Below are 20761 nucleotides of genomic sequence, written 5' to 3' on the forward strand. Positions count from 1 at the left end.
GTGCGCACCCGCTCGTCGGGATGCGTCCCCGCGTCCGGGAAGCTATCGCAGGCGGGGGTGAGGGCAAGCCCTCACCCCCGCCCTCCCCTGCGGGTTGTCGCACTGCAGGAGGATACCCCAAGGTGCGATGGCCTGCGCTGTCCTCCCGTGCCCTGATGCGGATCGAACCGTCTGACACCCAGGGGTCCTGCCGATCCTGAGAAGGGCCTGCCTGACCGCGCCGTGTGCAGCGGGCTGACGACAGGAGCGGCAGCGCGGCTCCGAAAAATGGGCGAAGTCAACGGCCCATCGCAGTCACGGTGCGGTTGCCAGGCAGAGCGAGGGGCAGGTAGTCGGTGTTGTTCGGGGCCAGCGAGAACGGGTCGTCGCAGATGAAGTCGGCGTCGGCGTCCGCACAGGTCTGCGAGAATCCCGTGCCGTTGGGCGTGGCCCAGTAGTTGCCCCCGAATGCCCCGGCGCCCATGATGTTGCTGGCGTTGCTGAAGGTGGAGTTCCAGGTGTTCTCGAAGAACAGCGGTTCCCTGCCGCTGCCCTCTTCCGACCAGATGAAGAAGTTGTTCGTGTTGGTGAAGTTGTTGTCATAGAAGACGCTCCCCCCGCCGCTGAGCGAGGGGCCGATCACCACGCCGACGGTATTGTTGACGATCTGGTTGGAGACGGCGATGAGGGTCGCGTCGGCGATGTCGATCCCGGCACCGTTCCCCTCCAGCCGGGAGCCGCGGATGACCACCTGATAGGCCTCGGCGACGAACAGCCCGGCATAGTTGTTCAGGAGAGTCACGGTGGAGATGTTCATGCCGTCACAACCGGCGTAGATGCCGTATACGCCGTCCCGCACCGTCACGTTCCGGATCGCCACGTCGGTGGATTCATTCCCGGGGTCCGTCGTGACGATCTCCGGCACCCGGATCCCGACCGAGCCGGACCGCCCGCTGATCGTATGGTTCTGCCCGTCCAGCACCACGCCTCCCGACTGTATGTCGATGCAGATGTCGCTTGGCCCGTTGGAGATGTTCCGCTCGAGGACGTAGGTGCCCGGTGCGTCGATCACCCCGCACTCGGTGACGGCAGTCTGGGCCGAAGCGGAGACGGCAATTGCCAGAATCAGAAAAATGCATAAAACGACCAGATTTGTTCGCATGGTAACCCCTTACGGAACGGTGTAATGGCAACCCTGACTAATAAACGTATGCCGCCTGCATAAGAACGCGAATCCTCAGGGGAATGAGTCTGAAATGGCCGTATTTATGAAATTTTTTCCAACAAGAGGATATGCCCGCTCGCAGGGATCCGTCAGGATTCATAGAGCGCGAGCGCGGATGGCGCATCTCTTTTGCTTCCGCCCGGAAGATTTTAAAAAGAGCTGCGGAGATGCCGCAGGAACAATTCCTGATCCTTCCCTTCACGGGGCCCGCGAGCGTGAAGTTGTCCATGTACCCCTCCCAGGTCGTACGCCCGGACGCATATGCCGTCTTGATCGGCGTCGAGACAGATCTCCGAGTATCCATCGTCTCCGGGGGATGCCAGTAGTTCCCGCCGCTCCTCCTGCCGCCGACGATGTTTCTCGTCCGCGTAAGCATGGTGTTGCATGGCGTGGACTCGGGGATGCCCCGGGCATCCCGGTCGCCCGCATTCCGGGGATAGTCGTTCGCGATCGTGCCGCTTGTAGAATCCCACATCAGGATTCCCGGGTCGTTGTCCTTGATCTGGCTGACAAAGACGCTGCAGCCGGACAAGGGTTCGCAGAAGATGCCGAATTCGCTCCCTCGACGGTGCTGTCCCGCACAGCGATACCGCCGTCAGCGGCGATGGCGAACCGATTGTCCTGAAGCCTGCAACCGCTGATATCGATGCTTACGCAGAAGTGATGCCGATACCGCTCTCCCGGTCGGTCAGCGCCAGGTTGCGGACAACGGATCCGTCGGGGGTGTCCATGCCGCTGATCGAGATGCCTGTTCCCGTGCCGACGCCGTCCAGCGCATGCCCCCGCCCGCCGATCGTCGCAGCCGTCCGGACATCGATGCACGAACCGCCGGCGTCTGGATCCACGTTCCGGGGATCGCGTTTCAGAACATGCGTTCCGGGCTGGTCGACCACCCTGCAGCCCGTGATGGGGGTCGCCTGCCCGGGACATATCGCAGGCTTCGCCGCACCGGGGACGACGGGAACGAAGCACACGAGAGAATTCCCATGACCATTCCTGCTGTTTGCATTCAAAATCCCCTCCCCACGTGGCAATGTGCCATGGCATTTTCCGTTAATGAACGTGCGCAACGCTCTGCTGATGACGCAAAGCCCCTTTAAACCAGTGAAGAATATGCAATGAACCGAAACGCAGCAGGAGCCCGATCTGACATAAAAAACCTCCAGGAATCCGCAATTGGCCGCCGATCCCCCTCCGTGGTGCCGCACGAGCCGTGGATCCGGCGGGTAGCACCTGTCCCGAGGGTATTCCCCCACCTACCGCCGCGCGAGACCGATGTAATAGAGGAGCTGCAGGATCGCGACGGCCGCTGCGCCCACGTAGGTGAGGGCAGCCGCGTTCAGCATCGAGCGGGCTCCGATGCGGTCCTGCTCGTCCACGATCAGGTTGGCCTCGTCCAGCATCCGCAGAGCCCGCCGGCTGGCGTCGAGCTCCACGGGGATGGTCAGGACAGAGAAGATCACCACCAGGAGGAAGAACCCGATCCCGATCCAGAGCAGCCCCGCCACGCCGGCGATGATGCCGAAGAAGATGAACAGGTACGCGAGGGTCGGGCTGAACCGCAGCGCCGGCACCAGAAGGTTGCGCACCCGCATCAGCCCCGAGCCCGCCTGGTACTGCTGGACGTGCCCGAGTTCGTGCGCCGTGACCGCCATCGACGCAATGGAGGGCTGGGCGGCCACCGGCTCGGAGAGGCGGACCACGTTGGCCCGGGGATCGAAGTGGTCGGAGAGCGCTCCGGGTGTGCGCTGCAGGGGAATGGCTTTCAGGGCCGTGCGGCTGAAGATCCGCTGGCCCACCTGGGCGCCGTTCAGGTTGGACCCGTTGCGGACGGTGGACCATCTGGCGTAGGTTCTCCGCAGGTAGAGCTGGACCCCGGCGGAGATCAGCAGCGTGGGTATCAGCACGAACAGGAAGTAGAGGGGATCGAGCCAGAAGACCATCGGATTTCTCCTTGCTTTCTCTGTGAGGCGGTTTGGCCTTTTAAAGGTTATGCCGGCTCTTTGCCGATGGAGCGAGCGAGAACAGGGCGGGACGCTCCCGGCAGGAGGGGGCAGCTGCCTCCCGTAGCCTTCGCGGCGGGATGTATTGTGGGGCGTGGCTGGAGCACGAATGCATGTCTAACATCCCCTTCTTCTGCACAGAAGCTCAAAATCCCCTGGATCGATGCACGGTCCGTCGTATCGAGGCACCGGTCCTTATATACACCTTTGCAATAACGTTTTTTATATAAGCCTTCTCCCGCTCTGCTGGCTCCCGTGCAGCATCTGCCCCAGCCCGGCAAGAGCTCCGTTTGTCCCCGGGTCAAGACTTCGGTGCGAAGAGGGCGGACACGAATGCAGTACGAGAGGTGTAACGATGAGTGTACGTCTCAATCAGAAGTATACGGCCGAGATGTTCGGCACTTTTGCCCTGGTGCTCGTCGGCCTCGGAAGTGCGGTGCTGGGCGGCAGCCAGGTCGGAAATCTCGGCATCGCTCTGGCCTTTGGACTCACCCTGATGACGATGGTCTATGCCATCGGGGATATCTCCGGCTGCCATGTCAACCCTGCCGTGACCGTCGGCGTGCTGGCCGCCGGGAAGATTCCCCTCAAGGAGGCTGTCGCCTATATCGTCATGCAGTGTCTGGGTGCCCTCCTTGGTGCCGGAGCCCTCCTCGTTATCGCAATGGGAAATCCCGACTATTCGCTGGCCGTGGACGGTCTTGGCGCGAACGGATACGGTGCGCTGTCGCCGGGAGGCTACTCGCTCCTCTCCGGGTTCCTGGTCGAGGTGCTGATGACAGGCCTGTTCGTCTTCGTGATCCTGTCGGTCACCTGCATCGACGAGTTGAAACGGTTTGCCGGCCTGGCGATCGGGATGGCGCTCACCATGGTGATTCTTGCGGCGCTGCAGGTGACGGGGGCGGCTATCAACCCGGCACGCAGCCTGGGGCCGGCGGTCTTTGTGGGGGGCGAGGCGCTGATGCAGCTCTGGCTCTTCTGGGTCGCACCCATCCTCGGGGCCGTCTTCGCCGTCGTTGTCTGGCGGTACCTCATGGCCGTGCGGGCAACGCGGCCGATCGCCGTCGCGACGGCTGCTCAATCGCGCACCTGACAGCCGGGCGGCTCCCGTCCACCCCTTTTTGGGGATGACCGTCGATGCCCGGGCAGTGAAAACCGTCTGCCGAGCCGGAACGGTTTTCAGTCTCCCGCACCCATCCGATTTCTGCCGCACGCGGGCCGTCGGCAGCGGAACGCGGATATACTGGCCGCGTGAATGGCCAAGGGATTGCCATGCGGCTCTGGACGCTCCCGCCCTCTCCGGGAATCCCCGGGCTCGCGGAGATGGCCGGTGACGCCTTCCGCGGTCTTTAAACCCCGGTGAGGCATGCGGACCTGTGGAGGTCGGGATTCATGTCTCCGGGCCGGATTTTGCCGCCGGGGGCTCATCGCCCTCCTGGCGGGGATCGCACTCCGGCAGGCCCGGAACCGCTGGTTCGGGAGGGGAGAGATGCGGTCCGCGAGGATAGTCGGCAGTACCCGTCTGGATCCCGATGCCCTCCGATCTCTGCTCTTCTCATGGCTTCTCTTCGCCGATCTCGGGGCGATCGGCATCCTGATCCTCGGGAGAACGGTCACGGTGACGGCCCAGAAGGTCATGCAGACCGGTTGGCCTGAGGATATGCCCCGTTGTGCTGCTCCCCGATCCGGTGCAGGAGGGTGCGCGCAAAAGCGGAGGCATCCCCCGATGTGCCCTCCTCCGCAGGGGGAGCTGCCGGACCCGTACCGGCCGCATCGGCACGGTCTCCCGGGTTGCAGAGCGATCCCGCCCCGGATAATCCAGAATACATTCGTATAAGACAAATCATGCCATTCAAGATGCGAAGAGATGTCCGAATGACGTCAGGCCCATCCAGAAAATTTAATATAGAATCGGCCGATACAAGGGGTGTTCCGGGGATCACGGGACCGCAGCAGCACCCCCTACTGCACGCCCTGTATACGATGCTCATTGAAGCATGCGACACGATTCGCTCCCTGCGGACCCGCTTTATGACCCCCGGTTGCCATTTTGGACGTTAGGCCGGCATAAAAGTCTTCTCCTCTCGCGGCAGCGGTGCACAACTCTTATCAGGAAACCGGGGGAATCCACACTCTGCACCGCGATGCCTCCTCCCCGAACGAGAGCCGGCTTCCTGAAGGACTCTCCCGGCCCGGATTATCCGGCTACGAATCGGCCATCTGGGGAAAATAGCAGCGATTTCCAGTGTTTTTTACCGGAATGTCTCCCTCAGGGAGTTCGGGAGACGCCGCCCCGATGCTCCGCCATTCCCACAGGCTTCCATCCCGTCTGGATCCCTCAGGCGGTGCGATCCTGCACAGACCCCGGATCCGGCCCGATGCAAATGAAAACCTATTTGTGGTCAGCGAGCATTCTGCTATCATTCCGAGGGATTCTGACCGGGGCAACGATGCCTCCCGCCGCCGAACTGCACGTATGATCCGCTGGGATTGAAATGGGGGCACATGGGAGGACGCGCTGTTCGGGGAGGAACGTCCTTCGGCTTTGACAGCTCTTCTGGCGCTATCCCCGTTTCGGGTTCCACGCCACATAGCAGTAGTATGGCGGCTGCCCATCGCTGCGGCCGCTCCGGGCTGGGGAGGTGTCGCAGAGATCCGTGAACTGGTCGCGCAGGCGCCGCTCTATCTCGCGGATATAGCCCGGTGAGCGTGTTCTGTAGAGAAGGGCGATCTCGCGGTAGCGCCCATCGCAGTCCCGTGCGGTTTCCCGCAGATCTCCGGTGATGCCGATCCGGCAGCGCCCCCGGGAGGCGGCCAGATACTGGCGGATCCGTCGTCGGAGGATGGGATACGCGATATGCAGGTGTCCGGTGAGGGGTTCGCCGCTGGCGATACTGACCATCGGGGGTACCTCAGCCGAATTATCAATATATTATAATAATAGTTATCCACCGGCAGACGCTCCCCCTGCCGGACGCGTCGCTGCCCACCCTTCCGCGGACAGGCGATGGCCTGCCGCGCCCGAGGACACCTCCCCCGACTGCTGGACGGCACGGTCGCCTCTGCCGCGGATCCCCGACCCGGAGGGATCGATGCGCGATATCGTGAGAGATGGCCTGATAAGAGCCCCCGAGGGTCAGGCGCCTCCGCCCCGCGACGTGCCGGTGGTGCCCCGTGCGCGGCGACGGCGCCGGGAGGTCTTCCTATCCCGCTTCTCTGCCGCCTCCTGCTCTCTCTGCCTCTTGATCCAGGATGCCAGGTAGTTCAGCCCCCGATCCTGGTAGACGCCACGGTTGACCACGTCTGTAACTCTCCGGAATGCCGCAGCAAGTTGCCGAAAATGGGAGTCCAGCCTCCTGCCTTCGGCTCGTCCGCATGGGGGTTCGATTCGTCATCGGAACGCTGATGACGCCCCGAGGACGGTTTGTGGAGCGTTCACCGCATTTCTATATATCTCTTCTCAAACCTCCTTTTCGGGCTGCAAAGCAGAATCGGGGGGATCGGCGCTCGCCGCACGATCCGCCTGCGCCAGTGTCTCCGGCCGGGGGCGCGCCTCCGCCCCGGTCTCCCCGATCCGCTCACGGCGCAGGCAGGCTGTCGAGCGGGGGATGGCTGAGAATCCCCGATGAATCGAGGGAGTTGTGAAAATAACTACGAAAATTCCCGTATTTATCTGAAAATATATACGCCGCCCTGCCGATGTTGTACCATGGCAACCAAGCGACTCCTCGCGGTGCTGGGAGCTCTCGCCGTCATCGCCTGCATCTTTGCGGCATCCGCCGCAGAGCCGGGCGACGGGGACTCCCGCACCCGGATTCATGTATCGGGCTCCGGCGAGGTCAAGACGACCCCGGACGAACTCGTCCTCTCGGTCGGCGTCGATACCCGCAGCCCCAGCGTCCAGACCGCCCAGGCAGAGAATGCCGAACGGATGACCGCCATCCTCGACGCCCTGGCCGCCTACGGGATCCCACAGTCGGATATCAAGACGAGCGGCTACTCGATCTACCCGGAATACGACAACTCCGACAGGATGGGGATTCCCAAAATCACCCAGTACCGCGTCTCGAACACCGTCACCATCACGACCGATAGGGTGAACGATGCCGGCCTGATCATCGATCTCGTCGGTGAGAAAGGGGCCACGAATGTCAACTATATCCTCTTCGGGGTCTCGGACGAGAAGCAGCAGGCCCTCCGAGGCGATGCGATCCGCGATGCCCTGCAGAAGGCCCGGGCGGATGCCGACGTCGTTGCGGCCGCCGCCGGCCTCTCCATCACGGGCATCGACGAGATCACCGTCGGCGGCAGCTACATTCCCTACTACCCGGCCTACGATACGGTGCGGGGCGAGAAGGCAGGCGTCACGACGCCGATCGTTCCCGGGGATGCGACCGTCACCGCCTCGGTGACGGTCACCTACTTCGCCTAACCTTTTTACAAACGCGGAACGGTCCCGGATTTGTCCCTTCACAGGATAGCCGTCGCATTGCGCACGACTCAGGACCGTTGCCGGAGCTGCGGTGTCGGGTCCGGCAGATACCGCTTCGGCCGCAATCGCCGAAGTGCTCGGGCCCGGTCAAGGCCTTCCAGATCCGCTCGACAGGCACCCCGAAGATACGCGTGACATCGAGATCTCTTCCTTCGATAGTATCGGTCATACGCTTCATGCCTTTATGCGAACGTTGCCTCAACCGCATTCCAGGGGCACAACGGCGATGGCATCCATCTCCACCAGGAAATCCGGGTTTGCCAGTCCCGACACGAACATCATGGTGATTGCCGGGGGATTGGGGCGCCGGCCCCATACCTGCTGGAATACTGCAAAGGCCGGCTCGGGGGGCTGCCCCTCGACCACATATACGTTCCACCTGACGACGTGCTCCAGCCCGGCGCCGGCGGCCTTCAGCGCCTCCTGCAGATTGGCCAGCACCTGGGAGACCTGATGCCGGAGGTCGCCGATTCCCACTACCTCTCCCGAAGCGTTCACGGCATCCTGTCCGCCGATGTATATGGTCTTCACCGGGCCGGTCACGGCAATGACGTTGGTGAATGCCGGATTGGCCGGCAATGCGTCCGGGTTGATATGCTGAACCTGTCCCATACGTCCCATCATCCTCGAGCATCTTCATTAGACCTTCCGTTTGAGATCTTTTGGTCTGCTCACCATCCTTCTCTATCAGGATCCGGCAGCGGTTCAGCTGCACCACCGTAGCGATCTGCCTTCATCCTGTCCGGACCGTGTGCAGATGCCACCCCCACCTCGACGGTCCGGGGACGGCGTTTAGCTTCTACCTTGCCCTATGCCCCGGTCCATCCACGGTTTTTACGAGAACTGCCGGACAACGTCCACGAACATGCCCGCCGGATCCTCTAGCAGGAAGTATTTCTGCCCCCGCTCCTCCTCCACGTACGAAAGAGCAATTCTCAACCCTTCCATCCCTTTGGCCTTCCCGTACTCTATCTGTGCATCCTGTGTGGATGATACCCTCTCCGTCATTCTCGGGATGAAGGAACGCGGGCTGGTTGGAGAGATGGGGTCTCATAAATGCCAGTTCCACGCCGCTCCCATGCTCCAGCTGGAATATCCAGTCGGGATCAAAGACGAGAGCGAAACCGGAATAATGTGCATAAAATCCCTGCACTCCATAAATTTCGGTGTGAAAACGACGGGGTACTGCCTGGCAATGTCAATTGTCTGCATGTTCCTCCTCCTGCTAAATTTTACCGGATGCGGCTGCTGCCCGCAGGATTCTGCCCATTCCGGGCGGCGGGATATAAAACGTTGCGGGTCGGGGTCATCGGGGCTTCACGCCCCCTATCCACGAACCTCACGCCTGAGGTCCCCGTGCCGTGTCACGACGCCGTGCTCATCCGTCTCAAGAATAGCCCTGAAATCGCCGCTCTCGAAGCGGTAGAGGTCGGCTGCAAGTCGGGTGCACTCACGTTCAGGCACCACAACATCGTACTCCGGGAAGCGGAGCCAGACCACGCGGATCTTGGCCACCTCGCCGCTCGCAAGAGCCAGCCGCCGGATCGGGAGCGTGCTCGTGCTGGGCGTAAAGCCCGAGCCTGCACCGAGGATGCCCCCGGACTTCCGATACCAGAATCCTGGTTCGTCCACATCCAGGTCGATTGCCCTTCCGCGTCCGAGCGGGCAACGCGCACGGTGCATTCCCGCGTGCGCCACGAGCGATCGCACGTCAGCACGTACCGGATCTCCGCAGGGCCGGCGGCGATGATGGGTGAACACCATAAAACGGACCGGATCGGCCGCATGGAACCGCCTTCATCACCCGTTGAATAGGTAGCCTCGCTGTCCCTGGAGCGAATAAAGCCTCCGTCGATGTATCAGAACCCTTCGAAGCATGGTCCATGCATCCGTGATGCTCATCCGGGCCGTCGTGTGACCGCCGGATCATCTCTCTGCCTGTTGGAGGCGAGCTGGCCTCCGATCGGGCAAGGAACTCCCCCCACCAGCCCGGCGATAATCCCGACGGCGAGCGGCAGGAGAAATGCCGTGAGAAAGGCCATCAGGGGCGGTGTCTCCCGGGGCCACGTCGGGATGCTGTCCAGGACCTCCCGCATCGCAACGAGACTCATCATCAACGGGTTCACCTGGTACATCCCCTTCAGATTGTGCGTGTCGGCGCGGCCATACGAACGCCACAACGGCGACGAGAGCCGTAGCGTTCGTCAGGGAGGTCAGCGCGGGGTTCTCGAAGGTCGGGGGGGGCGGTCAGGACCCGAAATAGTCCAGCAGCAGTCCCATACCCGTCTGTGCGGTGGACCCCGAGAACGCATAGAGGGGGAGCATGTTAAAAGAGGTTCACGTTCTTCGCCCTGGCGTGGATGCGGCTTATTCTGAGCAGCTGGTGCAGCGTATGATACACAGAAACGGCGATCATTCCGAAGGATACCGTGCAGATGGCCAGATCGACAACGAACAGCGCGGGCGACCGCTGGATTGCATCGGTCAGGCAAGGCGTGAACATCGCGGACACCGCCGTGAACAGGAGCGCCAGCCCCAGTACGACCCACGTCCGGCCCCGGGGAAGCGTCGTCAGCCCGTACTCCGACACGGCGTATTCGGCTTTGCTTCCGCCCCAGGCCGGGCGAAAGGTGGCGCGTGCCTGTTGGGCCATGCGGTTTAAGTAGTGCATAAAAGCCAGGACGGCTACGGGGTAGAACGGGATCGAGGTCCGATAGAGACCGAAGGTGCCGATCGGCACCGGCCCATCGAGCCAGGCGATGCCGTTGATGACCGGAATCAGCAGGACGAGCAGCGCCAGGTAGAACGCCCGGGCGGGGCCGGGCAGGCGACCCGCCCACGCCATGAAGCGGTCCACCACGCCCGCATCCCGCTCCGGTTCGGATGGAAGTAGTGGAGCGAGCAGAGCGCCGGGGGATACCTCCCCTGCCGGTAACCCTCCAGCAGGAACATCGCCTCGTTCCCCACGGTAGATGTCTGGTTGAAGGGCATGAAGGAACTCAGCAGCGAGACGACGGTGCCGCCGGCTCCTCGGAGTCGATCCTCTCCATCAGCGCCGCGGCATCCGCAGGAGCGATCCAGCCGTCGGGCGTATCCAGGACCGTGACGATGCTGTCTGGATGGCGGCGGAGTTCGTCCAGAAACTCGAGCGGGGTATGGTTCTCGAAATAGGCCGCACTCGTTGCGGAACAGGAGACCCCGCCCCCCGGCGCAGCGATGCAGAGCGGGCAGTTTTCGTGGACCGGGGGAGGGTCACTGGCTTCCCATTGCACGCAGGCGGCTGCAAGGGAGGTCGGTCAGGAGGACGAGCAAAATGAGCCAGCCTATCCTCCCCGGTATTTGCCGCATACTTGGCCTCCGTTCAGTCCTTCTCTGCCTTCCGGGTTGGATCGCGATCCCTCTGTGCGCCTTCGCGACCCGCTCACCGTTTCCGCACGCATCCGTACAGGAGATCGGCTCCCGGCCAATAGGAGATTCCGATCTGCGTGGGAACGGCGGACGGTATGCGAGAGAATGCGATGCCCGGCTGCTCCGCAAACTCCTCCTGCGCTCCCGCCAGCGGACACCGACTGTGATGATCGTGGCCCTATCCTGCTCCGGAATGCTCTCGCAGGAACTCTGCCGCTGCGGACCGCACCCCCCGCCTCGTACCCCGCCATCGTGTGGCCGCCCTACCCGAACCCGGCGAACCGTGCGTCCTGCTGTGCTGTGCGGTGTACTCTGCCGCCGGGCAGGTGTTGTAGAGGTCGTCGCGGGCCATGACGATGAGCGCCGGCACATCGATCTCCTCGAGGTGCGCCCGCTCCTGCACCTTCGGGGGTGTCGCCAGATGGGCTCGCCTGCATCGGCAGCCAGAAGGGGAGATCCGTGGACATCAGCGCAGCGTATACGGACTCCGGCACCCGTGGCGATTCCGAGGCCCGGGCAGCCGTGGGGTAGAGGCCAGGAACCAGGAGCACCAGGGCCGATACCCGCTCCGGGTGCTGCACCGCGAACTGCAGGGAAGAGGGTGCCCCCGACGACGCGCCCGCGACCGCGACCCGGGAGATGCCCGGAGCGTCCAGCCGGCAGGCATGGGCCTCCGGGCCGCGATGGATGCATCCTCGGGCAGGGGAGTGCAGAGGTAGCCGAACCGCGAGGGGGCGACGATGCAGAAATCCTCCCGATGAGATCTATGCTAGGGGGAGTCCCTGGTCGTAGCCGCCCCTGGCGCCGGGGACCAATTGCACGGGATCCCCCGATCCCGTTGCGCCGTACTCGATCGACCCGCAGGCGGTCTCGGCGATACGGCTGCCGCCCTCCCGGCGATCCCGAGCCTGCCGGATCTCCGTTGGCACTTCGAGGAGACGATACCGCCCGTCACCGAGGCAGCGATGCCGAGCCCCGCCGGGAGCCCGCGGTAAAATCCTTCCCGTATCATCTCCACCACCCTGACCGACCCACCGGGTCGTCCATGGCATATAGGGATTATCCCCGCAGGAGCATCAGCACCCCATCCCACCGCACTTTACCCGTTCCTCTTCCCGCCGGGACTAACCCCTCGACTCCCCGCTCCTGAATCCGGGCCAGGTTCCTGCGGTGCGCATCCCCATGCACCTCGTTCAGGAAGTTCGGCAGCCCCGGCTCCCCCTTTCCCGGCAGCATGCGCCGATCGGACAGGAGGGCAGGCCCCCGCCATCCCTGCAGCCCTGCCTGCATCGGGACACCGGCATCTGAACCAGGAGGTCGTGGCATCTGGGACAGGTCTCGAATGCGTTCGCGAATATTTCGAGATCGCCGCTGCAAACTTCTCATCATATGCCGCAGTTCGCGAGGCAGGTCGGCGATCTTTCCAGAACAACCATGGTAGTCCGGGCAGCAGAGCCGCATCAGGCGGCAACCGCTTCGTTCTCCATCTTGTCACGACCTTGCCGGATTTCAACTGCTGGATTCTCCGCGGGGCGGAGAGCGAATAGCAGTGTGCTCCGACGACTATTGTTGTGCTCCTGCCATCGCTATCTTTAATATTAATAATATTATAAATAATACCAATTGCTAACATTTTTTAGTTTTGTATACCAATACCCCATATACAAATAGAAAAAGTATGAGGCATTCATATGATTTCTAAAATAGGTATTACTATTGTCGTTCTCCTCGCCGTCGGCATGGCCATCATGGCCGGCTGTAGCACCCTGCCTGCAGACACGGGGAAGAGCGGCAGCGCAGGGAGACCGGCAGGCCAGGAGATCTCGATCACCGACGGGTTCGGGAGAACGGTGACGGTGCCGTCGCCGCCGCAGAGTATCGTCTGCTCCGGATCCGGATGTCTGCGCTACCTCGTATATATGCAGCGGCAGGACCTCGTCGCCGGTGTCGACAGCATCGAGAAGGAGGACCGTGCGATGGATGCACGGGCCTATGTACATGCCAACCCGCAGTTCCGGGATCTCCCGCTGATCGGCGAGTTCCGCGGCAAGGACGACCCGGAGAAGATCGTCGGCATCGGCCCGCAGGTCATCTTCAAGACGGGATCGACAGGCACGTCCTACGCGACGAGCGGCTCCGAGGCCGATACTCTGCAGGCGAAGACGGGCATCCCCGTGGTCGCGTTCCCCTACGGCTCGCTGCGCAGCCAGGCGGAGAAAGCGGAGATGTACGCCGGTCTGCGACTCATGGGGGAGGTCCTCGGCAACCCGGAGCGGGCTGAAGACCTGATCGCCTACATCGAGGCGACCATGGCCGACCTCGAGAGGCGCACGGCGGACATCCCCGAGTCCGGGAGGAAGAGCGCCTACATCGGAGGGGTGAGCTCGGCCGGCGCCCACGGCATCGTCTCGACCGAGCCGGCCTACCCGCCCTTCCTCTGGGTGCATGCCGAGAACGCCGCCGGCGGCATGGGCGTGGCGCACGCGGACGTCGCCAAGGAGGCGCTCGTCGACTGGGACCCCGAGTACGTCTTCATCGACGTCGGCACCATCCAGCTGGAGAGCGACGGCGCGATCGGGGAACTGAAGAACGATCCCGCGCTGCAGGGGCTCTCAGCGAGGAAGGGAGGCCACGTCTACGGCGTCCTGCCCTATAACTACTACAACACCAACTACGAGTCGGTGCTCGCGGATGCCTACTTCGTCGGCAAGGTCCTCTATCCCGACCGCTTCACGGACATCGATCCCGTGGAGAAGGCCGACGAGATCTACACGTTCTTCGTGGGGGAGCCCGTCTTTGACGACATCAACCGGCAGTACCGCAATCTGGCGTTCCAAAAGATCCCTCTCTGACGCGGGGGATGGGAATGCACTTCGCTGACGGGACGATGCCGCAGGACTACCTCGCCTACATTCGCAGAAAGCATCTCTGGATCCTGGGCGGCGTCCTCCTCCTCCTCTTTCTGTTCGTCGTCTCCATCTCGGTCGGGGCGGTCAGCATACCCGCCGGCGACGTGCTGCTTGCCATCGTGAACGGCGCCATCGATCGGCTTAACGGAGCCCTGCACCTCGGCATCCCACGCTTCGGCGACAGCGTATCGCATAAGTGGGATGCGATCGTCTGGAACATCCGCCTCCCGCAGGCGCTCGCGGCGATCGCAGCCGGTGCCGGGCTCGCGGTGGCCGGGGGGGCCATGCAGTCCATCCTCAGGAACCCGCTGGGCTCCCCGTTCACCCTCGGGATATCGAACGCCGGGGCGTTCGGTGCGGCGTTCTCCGTCATCCTGCTCGGGAGCGGCACCATGCAGTCGACGGTTGCCGGCGCCGTCACGATCAACAACCCCTGCGTGACGACGGTCATGGCATTCATCTTCTGCCTGCTGGCGACGGCGATGATCCTGGCGATATCCCGCATCAAGGGGGCGTCGCCGGAGGTGATGGTGCTGACCGGCGTGGCACTCTCCTCCCTCTTCACGGCGGGAACGATGTTCCTGCAGTACTTTGCAGACGACTCGCAGCTGGCCGCCGTCGTCTTCTGGACCTTCGGCGACGTCGGGCGGGCGACCTGGGAGACCCTCGGAATCATGGCCCTAGTCGTTGCCGCATCGGCGATCTACTTCGCCGCCAACCGCTGGAACTACAATGCCATCGATGCCGGCGATGAGACCGCCCAAGGTCTCGGCGTCAGCGTCAAGCGAATCCGCCTCGCGGGAATGGTCGTCGCCGCACTCGTCTCCGCCGTGATCGTGGCGTTCCTGGGCGTCATCGGGTTCGTCGGGCTCGTCTGCCCGCACATGGTGCGGCGGCTCATCGGCGACGATCAGCGGTTCCTGATCCCCGGTTCCTGCGTGATGGGCGGGATCCTGCTCCTGGCCTCGGACACGGCCGCACGGCTGATCGTGGCGCCCTACGTCCTTCCCGTGGCAGTCCTCACGGCGTTCATGGGGGCTCCAATCTTCATTTACCTGCTCCTGCGGGGGTACCGGCGATGATCCTCTCGGTGGACGACCTGCGGTTCTTCTACGACCATCGCGAGGTGCTCCGCGCGATCGCGTTCTCCATCGAGCCGGGCCAGGTCGTCGCCGTGCTCGGCCCGAACGGCGTCGGGAAGACAACGCTCTTGAAGTGCCTCAATCGCATCCTCCGCCCGAAGGGAGGGGCCGTCTACATCGACGGCGAGAACCTGCTCGCCCTCGACACGATGGAGATCGCGCGCCGCGTCGGCTACGTCCCCCAGCGTGTGGAGAGCGGAAGGCTGACCGCCTTCGATGCGGTTCTCCTGGGGCGGCGGCCGCACATCGGCTGGGACCTGAAAGACCGCGATCTGGCTATCGTCGACGCCGTCTTCCGGCGTCTCTCGATGGACCACCTCCGCCTCGCCTGCATCGACGAGATGAGCGGGGGGGAACTTCAGAAGGTTGCCATCGCACGGGCGCTCGTGCAGGAGCCCAAAGTCCTGCTCCTCGACGAACCGACGAGCAACCTGGACCTGAAAAACCAGGTGGAGATCCTTGCCACCATTGTCCGGATCGTCCGCCAGCACGGGATCGCGGCGGTGATGACGATGCACGACCTCAACCAGGCGCTTCGCTTTGCCGACCGCTTCATCTTCCTGAAGGACGGCGCCATCTATCTCCACGGTGGTCAGGAGGAGATCACGGCCGAGGTCATCGAGGAGGTATACGGCCTCCCGGTGATCATCGGCGAGATCGGGGGCGTGCGGTGCGTAGTCCCCGATAGATGTCCCGCAGAATGAACATAGGAACAGGATGTGATGGTAATGGAACGCAACAGTTCAGAGCGTTATCCCTCGTTCGAGGAGGTAGTTCAGTTTCACGGACATGCATGCCCCGGCCTTGCCGGCGGCTACCGGGCTGCGGTCGCCGCGATGCAGGCGCTCGGGGTGGCCCGCCCCTACGACGAAGAGCTGGCCTGCATCGCGGAGACCGACGCGTGCGGCGTGGATGCCATCCAGTTGGTCTGCGGCTGTACCGCCGGCAAGGGCAACCTGGTCGTGAAGGACTACGGCAAGCACGTCTTCACCGTCATCAGCCGCGAGAGCGGAAGGGCGGTGCGGGTGCTGGTCCGCAATGCCGACATCCCGGAGCGGTCGGAGATGGATGCGCTGCGAAAAGAAGTCTTCTCGGGCAGGGCAGCCTCCGAAGAGCGGGAAAGGTTCCAGGCGCTCATGCGCCGGGCGACGGAGCGGATTCTTAAGCTGCCCGAGGAGAAGGTCGTGGCGGTGCGGGAGGCCCATGTCGAACCACCGTCGCAGGCGCGGATCTTCGCGTCGATTGTCTGCGGCTGCTGCGGCGAGGCGGTCGCCGACGCCAGAACCCTCACCCTCGACGGTTTGCAGGTCTGCATACCCTGCTACGAGGCGCGGCACCCTCCTCACCGCTGAGCGGCGATCTCTCCCCTCCTGCCCTGTGGGCGGGCGATTGATAATATTCTCGCGCGGGCTCTCCTCCCCCCTCCGCAACAGTCCTGCAGTTGATGCCCGCTCAACCGGGTGCCTCCCCGGTCCACGAGGGGGTTTCAACTCGTGCGCCCGCCTCCGAAGCGGCTGATGCACTACTCGCGCTTTCCATCTGCGTGCGGCGAGACCTGCATCAGAGAGGGTTGACCTTATCCGACTGGCAGTCCGGGCAGAGAGGCCTTTTTCCCGTTCCCTTGAACTTCCGCCCGCAGTTCTCGCACTGGTAATCGTCTTCTTCCGTATCCAGGATCGTGATCTCCATGGGGCCCCCGGCAGAGCACACCGCAGACACCTCGAGAATCTCTAACGGAGGATGTCTATTTCAACCTTGCGGTGCCGGCGAGCAGCGGCGGAGCCTGCTGGATCCCCCCGATCGGCATTCGGGCAGCGGGAGAACGATTGCAGCGTCCCCGATCCCCCGCACCGGCTCCCGCCCGAAGGGGCATCGCCCGGGAGGTCGGGCTGTCAGATGACGGGCAGTGTGTCGTGCATGCATCGGACGCTGGCACCCCCTCGATGCGGATCCGCCGGCGCCCGGTTCGGCCGCACGCCCGTTCGGCACGGGGCAGCCGTTCGAAGTGCGGGCGCACGGCGGGTGTCGACAGCGGTTCGAGCCGTCAGCCGCATGCCGGTATGGTGAAGTGGAACGTCGATCCCACCCCGGGTTCGGATTCGACCCAGACGCATCCGCCGTGACGCTCCACGATTCGCTTCACCAGCGCCAGCCCGATGCCGGTCCCGGGATACTTCTCCCGATCGTGCAGCCGCTGGAAGATGACGAAGATCCGCCCGAAGTACCGCGGTTCGATCCCGATCCCGTTGTCCTGCACCGAGAACTGCACCATCCTGTCCTGTCTCCGGGCGGATATGCGGATCACAGGGGGGACGTCTGGCCTCCGGAACTTGACCGCGTTGCTGATCAGGTTCTGGAACACCTGACCGAGCTGGACGGCGTCGGCCATGACGGGAGGGAGCGCCCCGTACGTGATGGAGGCGCCCTGCTCGTCCAGGGTGGTCCGCAGGTTCTCCAGCACACCCTGGAGCACGCCCTCCGCGTCTGTCCGCGTGAAGGTCGCCCCCCGGGTGGTGACCCGCGAGAACTCCAGCAGATCGTCGATCAGCTCCTGCATCCGTCTTCCCGCATCCACGACGAACCGGATGTACTCGTTCGCATCCCGATCGAGCTGCCCCGCATAACGCTTCTCCAGCAGCTGGGAGAAGACCACGATCGTCCGCAGGGGTTCCTGCAGATCGTGGGAAGCGGCGTAGGCGAACCGCTCCAGATCCTCGTTGGATCGCTTCAGGGTCTCCGCGTACTCCTTCAGGGCTTCCTCCGACCGTTTGCGCTCCGTGATGTCCTGCAGGATCTCAACGGCTCCGATGATGCGCCCCTCCGCGTCGCGGATCGGGGACGCGGTGAAGAAGAGCCAGGTGCCGCCCCGCATCTGCGGGAAGAAGTCGGTCGCCTCGTAGGCGTCGCTCACCAGGGCGGAGGGGGCGTACTTCCCCTCGTACCACACAGGTATCTGGTCGATAGCCTGGTCGACGATGAGATCGGCCAGCGTCGGACGCTCTTCGGGATAGAAGGCCTTCCAGGCGAGCGATGTGTCCAGCACGTCTTCCGCCGGAATTCCGCTGTACTCCGCCAGCGCCCGGTTCCAGGAGACGATCCGATGGTTGCGGTCGATGACGAACGTCGGAACCGGCGACCCCTCCACGACTGCGCGGAAGCGCTCTCCCTCCAGACCGCCCTCCTGTGCAGACCGGTCCACCGGACCGCTTTTCCGCATGCAGACCTCCGCCAGATCGTCAGCCAGCTGCCGGATCCGCGACTGCAGGAGGGATGCGTCCCCCGGCTCCTCAAAGAGCGACTGGATTCTGCGCCGGATCTCGTCGGATATTTCTCTCTGGCTCCTGTCGTGCATAGAAGCATCCCTTCGGGAGTCTCGGAAGATGGTTACCGCTCCGCTGCGGTAAATACCTTCTGAGCTGCCATCGCTCGGCCGACACGGGGGGACCCTGTGCTGCCGCCGCGCCTCCTCCGTCCGCACCTTACCGGACAGCTTCTCGATCGCCTTGCGGTTCCTTGAGGACGTTCTCGAAGACCCCCAATGCCGCGTTCGGCTCTCCTCTCTGACGAGCCAGCTGTAACCTTTCCTCACCCTGTCGTCCCCCACCCTGTCAGCAGGATGCCGCGGATGGCGAATGCCTCCGCGGGCCCTTCCTCGGGGGAGAATGAGCGTGACCGAGGACGCCCGCCGCATCCGGGGTCTCCCGGGCGGACCCAAGCTCCGGCTTCCCTGCCTGCTGTGGGAACGGCACGATCCGCTCCCGGCGGTGCGGTTGCGTAACCCGTCGCACCTGCCCCCGAATCTCCGCGTCCATCCAGCGCCCGGCGGCCGCCAGATCCCCGGACTCCCCGCACGGATGGAACGGCAACCTCCGAAGCTGACGAAGAATGCCACCCGGTGAGCCGGTGCAGGAAGCTCCCTGCAGAGAGCATAGATCCTGCTCCTCTCTTCTTGCTTCGCCTCTATCAGGCTGTCTCCCGCCTTCAAGCCCCATAGCGGGCTCCTTGAAGAACCGCTGGAACGCCTGCTCCGTCTTCTCGCCGGCGCTTCGCCTCCTGCTCCCGCCGGATCCCCTCGACGATGCCGTTCGTGCGACCTCACCGGGGATGGCTACGGAGTGCTGGCCGCACTTCCGCGCGAAGACCGGGCCGGTCGCATACTGCATGTTCCATGTGCGGCGACTGCGGCGGCATCCTGCCGGAGAACGTGCCCCACACCGGGATGTATGCCGCTCCAGAATCTCACGGTCGACCGCAGGGCATGTGCCCCCGATCCGGGGGAGACAGGGTCGGGCAGGATGGGACGGTCCGGCACGGCGGTGCCGGCGCTGCAGCAAGTTCGAGGACCGTGGGCCGTTCTGCCTGTATTGCAGAGGGCGTTCTCTGTGCACCGGCAGAAGGTTCTCCCTTCGCACGGGGGCTGCCCGGGGATTGCGATACGGCCGATCCCCCCTAGCCCCCTTCATAGCTACCCAAAAGAAGAAATACGGTAGCAGCTCTACTATTGGGACGAATGGCATATGGATGCCATCCGTGAGGTGTCGAGATGAAAAAAGGTTTTATCACAGATATCGAGACCGAGACCCGGAAGAACACGGATTATCGCCGTGTGCTCTATACCAGCAACTTCAGCCAGCTGGTGCTGATGAGCCTCAGGCCCGGCGAGGAGATCGGCAGGGAGAAGCACGACGACGTGGACCAGTTTTTCCGCTTCGAGCTGGGCGAGGGGATCGTCGAGATCGACGGCGTGGAGCACAAAGTAAAGGATGGCAGCGCCGTCGTCGTCCCCAACGGGGCATGGCATAACGTCACCAACACGTCCAGGACAGAGGACCTGAAGCTCTACACGATCTACTCGCCTCCCGAGCACCAGGACAAGGTGGTGCGCAGGACCAAGAAAGAGGCGGAGGCGACGGAGGAGCACTTCGACGGCAAGACGACGGAGTGAGCGGCTTCCGGGGAATACTCCCCCTGCCCTTTTGGAATCCGGTGCCGACGCTGGGAAGATCACGGGCGAACACGTCTTTCTGACCCTTTTCCGGAAGTGCCTCCCGCACATCCGCCATCGTCGCCTCGAAGTCCCGCATGCAGGCGAAGTCGGGCTGAAGACCGGGCGGTAGCCGTCGGGATCGCGCACGATGAGTTCCCGGGTGCTCCAGGGGCGGTCGACCGCCCCCTCGACGATAACAGATCGGCCCGCACAACCCGTGCGGCAAAGGCGTCGAACTCGGCGAGACGGTCGACAGGCTCTATAGAGAACGCAAGCGTGATGTCAACGCCGAGGCCTGGCTCTGCTGCATCGGGGAGGCGGCGGGGCGCCAGCAGGATTGTCCTGGTGCACCAGCCGCCGCAGGTGCGCCAGGCAGGGGCGACGGGAATCGTCCTGCATCCGGTTCACCAAGGAAAAATCCAGGGACCGGTATCCCCGTCCACGGATGCCGTGATGTCCCGGATCTCGAGCGTGGAGAATAGCGCCATCGGATAGATCCCTTTCATGTGCCCGTACATCTCTCATCAACAGGCATACGATCTCTCATCGGATTGCAATCCCAGAGGACGGATATCGGCATTCCCATCGCTGCGATCTTCGGCGGTGCCGCCCCTGC

At 63.5% G+C, this 20761-nt stretch carries 24 protein-coding genes; 8 read left to right on the forward strand and 16 right to left on the reverse strand.

The features are described from left to right. Positions 1–277: 277 nt before the first annotated feature. The 3 genes from QMC96_05760 to QMC96_05770 all read right to left on the reverse strand — a co-directional run bounded on the left by QMC96_05760 (position 278) and on the right by QMC96_05770 (position 3147). Entirely contained in the window at positions 278–1141 is an 864-nt protein-coding gene (locus tag QMC96_05760; GenBank protein MDI6876262.1) for a NosD domain-containing protein, read from the reverse strand. Positions 1142–1854: 713 nt separating this feature from the next. After that, complete coding sequence (locus tag QMC96_05765; GenBank protein ID MDI6876263.1) at positions 1855–2178, reverse strand: hypothetical protein; 324 nt, start codon at positions 2176–2178, stop codon at positions 1855–1857. A gap of 282 nt (positions 2179–2460) precedes the next feature. Then, complete coding sequence (locus QMC96_05770) at positions 2461–3147, reverse strand: zinc metallopeptidase (protein MDI6876264.1); 687 nt, start codon at positions 3145–3147, stop codon at positions 2461–2463. Between the two features lie 415 nt (positions 3148–3562). On the opposite strand from QMC96_05770, the gene QMC96_05775 reads away from it, so the two are divergent. After that, the gene (locus QMC96_05775; GenBank protein MDI6876265.1) at positions 3563–4300 is read left to right on the forward strand and encodes an MIP family channel protein; all 738 of its coding nucleotides are present in this window, start codon (positions 3563–3565) and stop codon (positions 4298–4300) included. Positions 4301–5770: 1470 nt separating this feature from the next. On the opposite strand, the gene QMC96_05780 is transcribed toward QMC96_05775, so the two are convergent. Both QMC96_05780 and QMC96_05785 read right to left on the reverse strand, forming a co-directional pair. After that, complete coding sequence (locus QMC96_05780; GenBank protein MDI6876266.1) at positions 5771–6109, reverse strand: hypothetical protein; 339 nt, start codon at positions 6107–6109, stop codon at positions 5771–5773. Positions 6110–6343: 234 nt separating this feature from the next. Further along, positions 6344–6508: a hypothetical protein gene (locus QMC96_05785; GenBank protein ID MDI6876267.1), complete on the reverse strand. Its 165-nt coding sequence runs from the start codon at positions 6506–6508 to the stop codon at positions 6344–6346. Positions 6509–6916: 408 nt separating this feature from the next. On the opposite strand from QMC96_05785, the gene QMC96_05790 reads away from it, so the two are divergent. Next, entirely contained in the window at positions 6917–7639 is a 723-nt protein-coding gene (locus QMC96_05790; protein MDI6876268.1) for an SIMPL domain-containing protein, read from the forward strand. Between the two features lie 258 nt (positions 7640–7897). On the opposite strand, the gene QMC96_05795 is transcribed toward QMC96_05790, so the two are convergent. The 9 genes from QMC96_05795 to QMC96_05835 all read right to left on the reverse strand — a co-directional run bounded on the left by QMC96_05795 (position 7898) and on the right by QMC96_05835 (position 12397). Next, the gene (locus tag QMC96_05795; GenBank protein ID MDI6876269.1) at positions 7898–8311 is read right to left on the reverse strand and encodes a RidA family protein; all 414 of its coding nucleotides are present in this window, start codon (positions 8309–8311) and stop codon (positions 7898–7900) included. Positions 8312–8533: 222 nt separating this feature from the next. After that, on the reverse strand, positions 8534–8707 hold the full coding sequence (locus tag QMC96_05800) for a hypothetical protein (GenBank protein MDI6876270.1): 174 nt from the start codon (positions 8705–8707) through the stop codon (positions 8534–8536). A 318-nt stretch (positions 8708–9025) separates the two neighbouring features. Beyond that, entirely contained in the window at positions 9026–9409 is a 384-nt protein-coding gene (locus tag QMC96_05805; GenBank protein MDI6876271.1) for a putative glycolipid-binding domain-containing protein, read from the reverse strand. Positions 9410–9597: 188 nt separating this feature from the next. Then, positions 9598–9813 (reverse strand): hypothetical protein, encoded by a 216-nt coding sequence (locus QMC96_05810; GenBank protein ID MDI6876272.1) that lies wholly within the window; start codon positions 9811–9813, stop codon positions 9598–9600. Between the two features lie 212 nt (positions 9814–10025). Further along, positions 10026–10559, reverse strand: coding sequence for a hypothetical protein (locus tag QMC96_05815; protein MDI6876273.1), 534 nt, complete (start codon positions 10557–10559; stop codon positions 10026–10028). 139 nt (positions 10560–10698) lie between these two features. Then, positions 10699–10971, reverse strand: a complete 273-nt coding sequence (locus tag QMC96_05820) for a hypothetical protein (protein ID MDI6876274.1) — start codon at positions 10969–10971, stop codon at positions 10699–10701. Between the two features lie 314 nt (positions 10972–11285). Beyond that, complete coding sequence (locus tag QMC96_05825) at positions 11286–11510, reverse strand: hypothetical protein (GenBank protein ID MDI6876275.1); 225 nt, start codon at positions 11508–11510, stop codon at positions 11286–11288. 361 nt (positions 11511–11871) lie between these two features. Next, a complete protein-coding gene (locus QMC96_05830) occupies positions 11872–12036 on the reverse strand; it encodes a hypothetical protein (protein ID MDI6876276.1) in 165 nt (54 codons plus the stop codon). Positions 12037–12166: 130 nt separating this feature from the next. Then, a complete protein-coding gene (locus tag QMC96_05835; protein MDI6876277.1) occupies positions 12167–12397 on the reverse strand; it encodes a hypothetical protein in 231 nt (76 codons plus the stop codon). 401 nt (positions 12398–12798) lie between these two features. Between QMC96_05835 and QMC96_05840 the strand changes: the two genes are divergently transcribed. From QMC96_05840 to QMC96_05855, 4 genes are read left to right on the forward strand one after another with little or no spacing between them, the layout of a single operon-like run. Further along, complete coding sequence (locus tag QMC96_05840; GenBank protein MDI6876278.1) at positions 12799–13959, forward strand: iron ABC transporter substrate-binding protein; 1161 nt, start codon at positions 12799–12801, stop codon at positions 13957–13959. Positions 13960–13973: 14 nt separating this feature from the next. Beyond that, positions 13974–15098, forward strand: coding sequence for an iron ABC transporter permease (locus QMC96_05845; GenBank protein MDI6876279.1), 1125 nt, complete (start codon positions 13974–13976; stop codon positions 15096–15098). Then, a complete protein-coding gene (locus tag QMC96_05850) occupies positions 15095–15862 on the forward strand; it encodes an ABC transporter ATP-binding protein (protein MDI6876280.1) in 768 nt (255 codons plus the stop codon). Before QMC96_05845 ends, QMC96_05850 begins: the two co-directional genes overlap by 4 nt. 18 nt (positions 15863–15880) lie before the next feature. Next, positions 15881–16510, forward strand: a complete 630-nt coding sequence (locus tag QMC96_05855; protein MDI6876281.1) for an FmdE family protein — start codon at positions 15881–15883, stop codon at positions 16508–16510. Between the two features lie 208 nt (positions 16511–16718). On the opposite strand, the gene QMC96_05860 is transcribed toward QMC96_05855, so the two are convergent. Next, entirely contained in the window at positions 16719–16847 is a 129-nt protein-coding gene (locus QMC96_05860; GenBank protein ID MDI6876282.1) for a hypothetical protein, read from the reverse strand. A gap of 355 nt (positions 16848–17202) precedes the next feature. Then, positions 17203–18510, reverse strand: coding sequence for an ATP-binding protein (locus QMC96_05865; GenBank protein ID MDI6876283.1), 1308 nt, complete (start codon positions 18508–18510; stop codon positions 17203–17205). A gap of 310 nt (positions 18511–18820) precedes the next feature. Here QMC96_05865 and QMC96_05870 point away from each other — a divergent pair, with 310 nt between their 5' ends. Together QMC96_05870 and QMC96_05875 are read left to right on the forward strand one after the other, a co-directional pair. Further along, positions 18821–19057, forward strand: a complete 237-nt coding sequence (locus QMC96_05870; protein ID MDI6876284.1) for a hypothetical protein — start codon at positions 18821–18823, stop codon at positions 19055–19057. Between the two features lie 644 nt (positions 19058–19701). Beyond that, positions 19702–20103: a cupin domain-containing protein gene (locus tag QMC96_05875; GenBank protein MDI6876285.1), complete on the forward strand. Its 402-nt coding sequence runs from the start codon at positions 19702–19704 to the stop codon at positions 20101–20103. Positions 20104–20761: the final 658 nt, after the last annotated feature.

The organism is Methanomicrobiales archaeon, assembly GCA_030019205.1.
Lineage (GTDB): Archaea > Halobacteriota > Methanomicrobia > Methanomicrobiales > JACTUA01 > JASEFH01.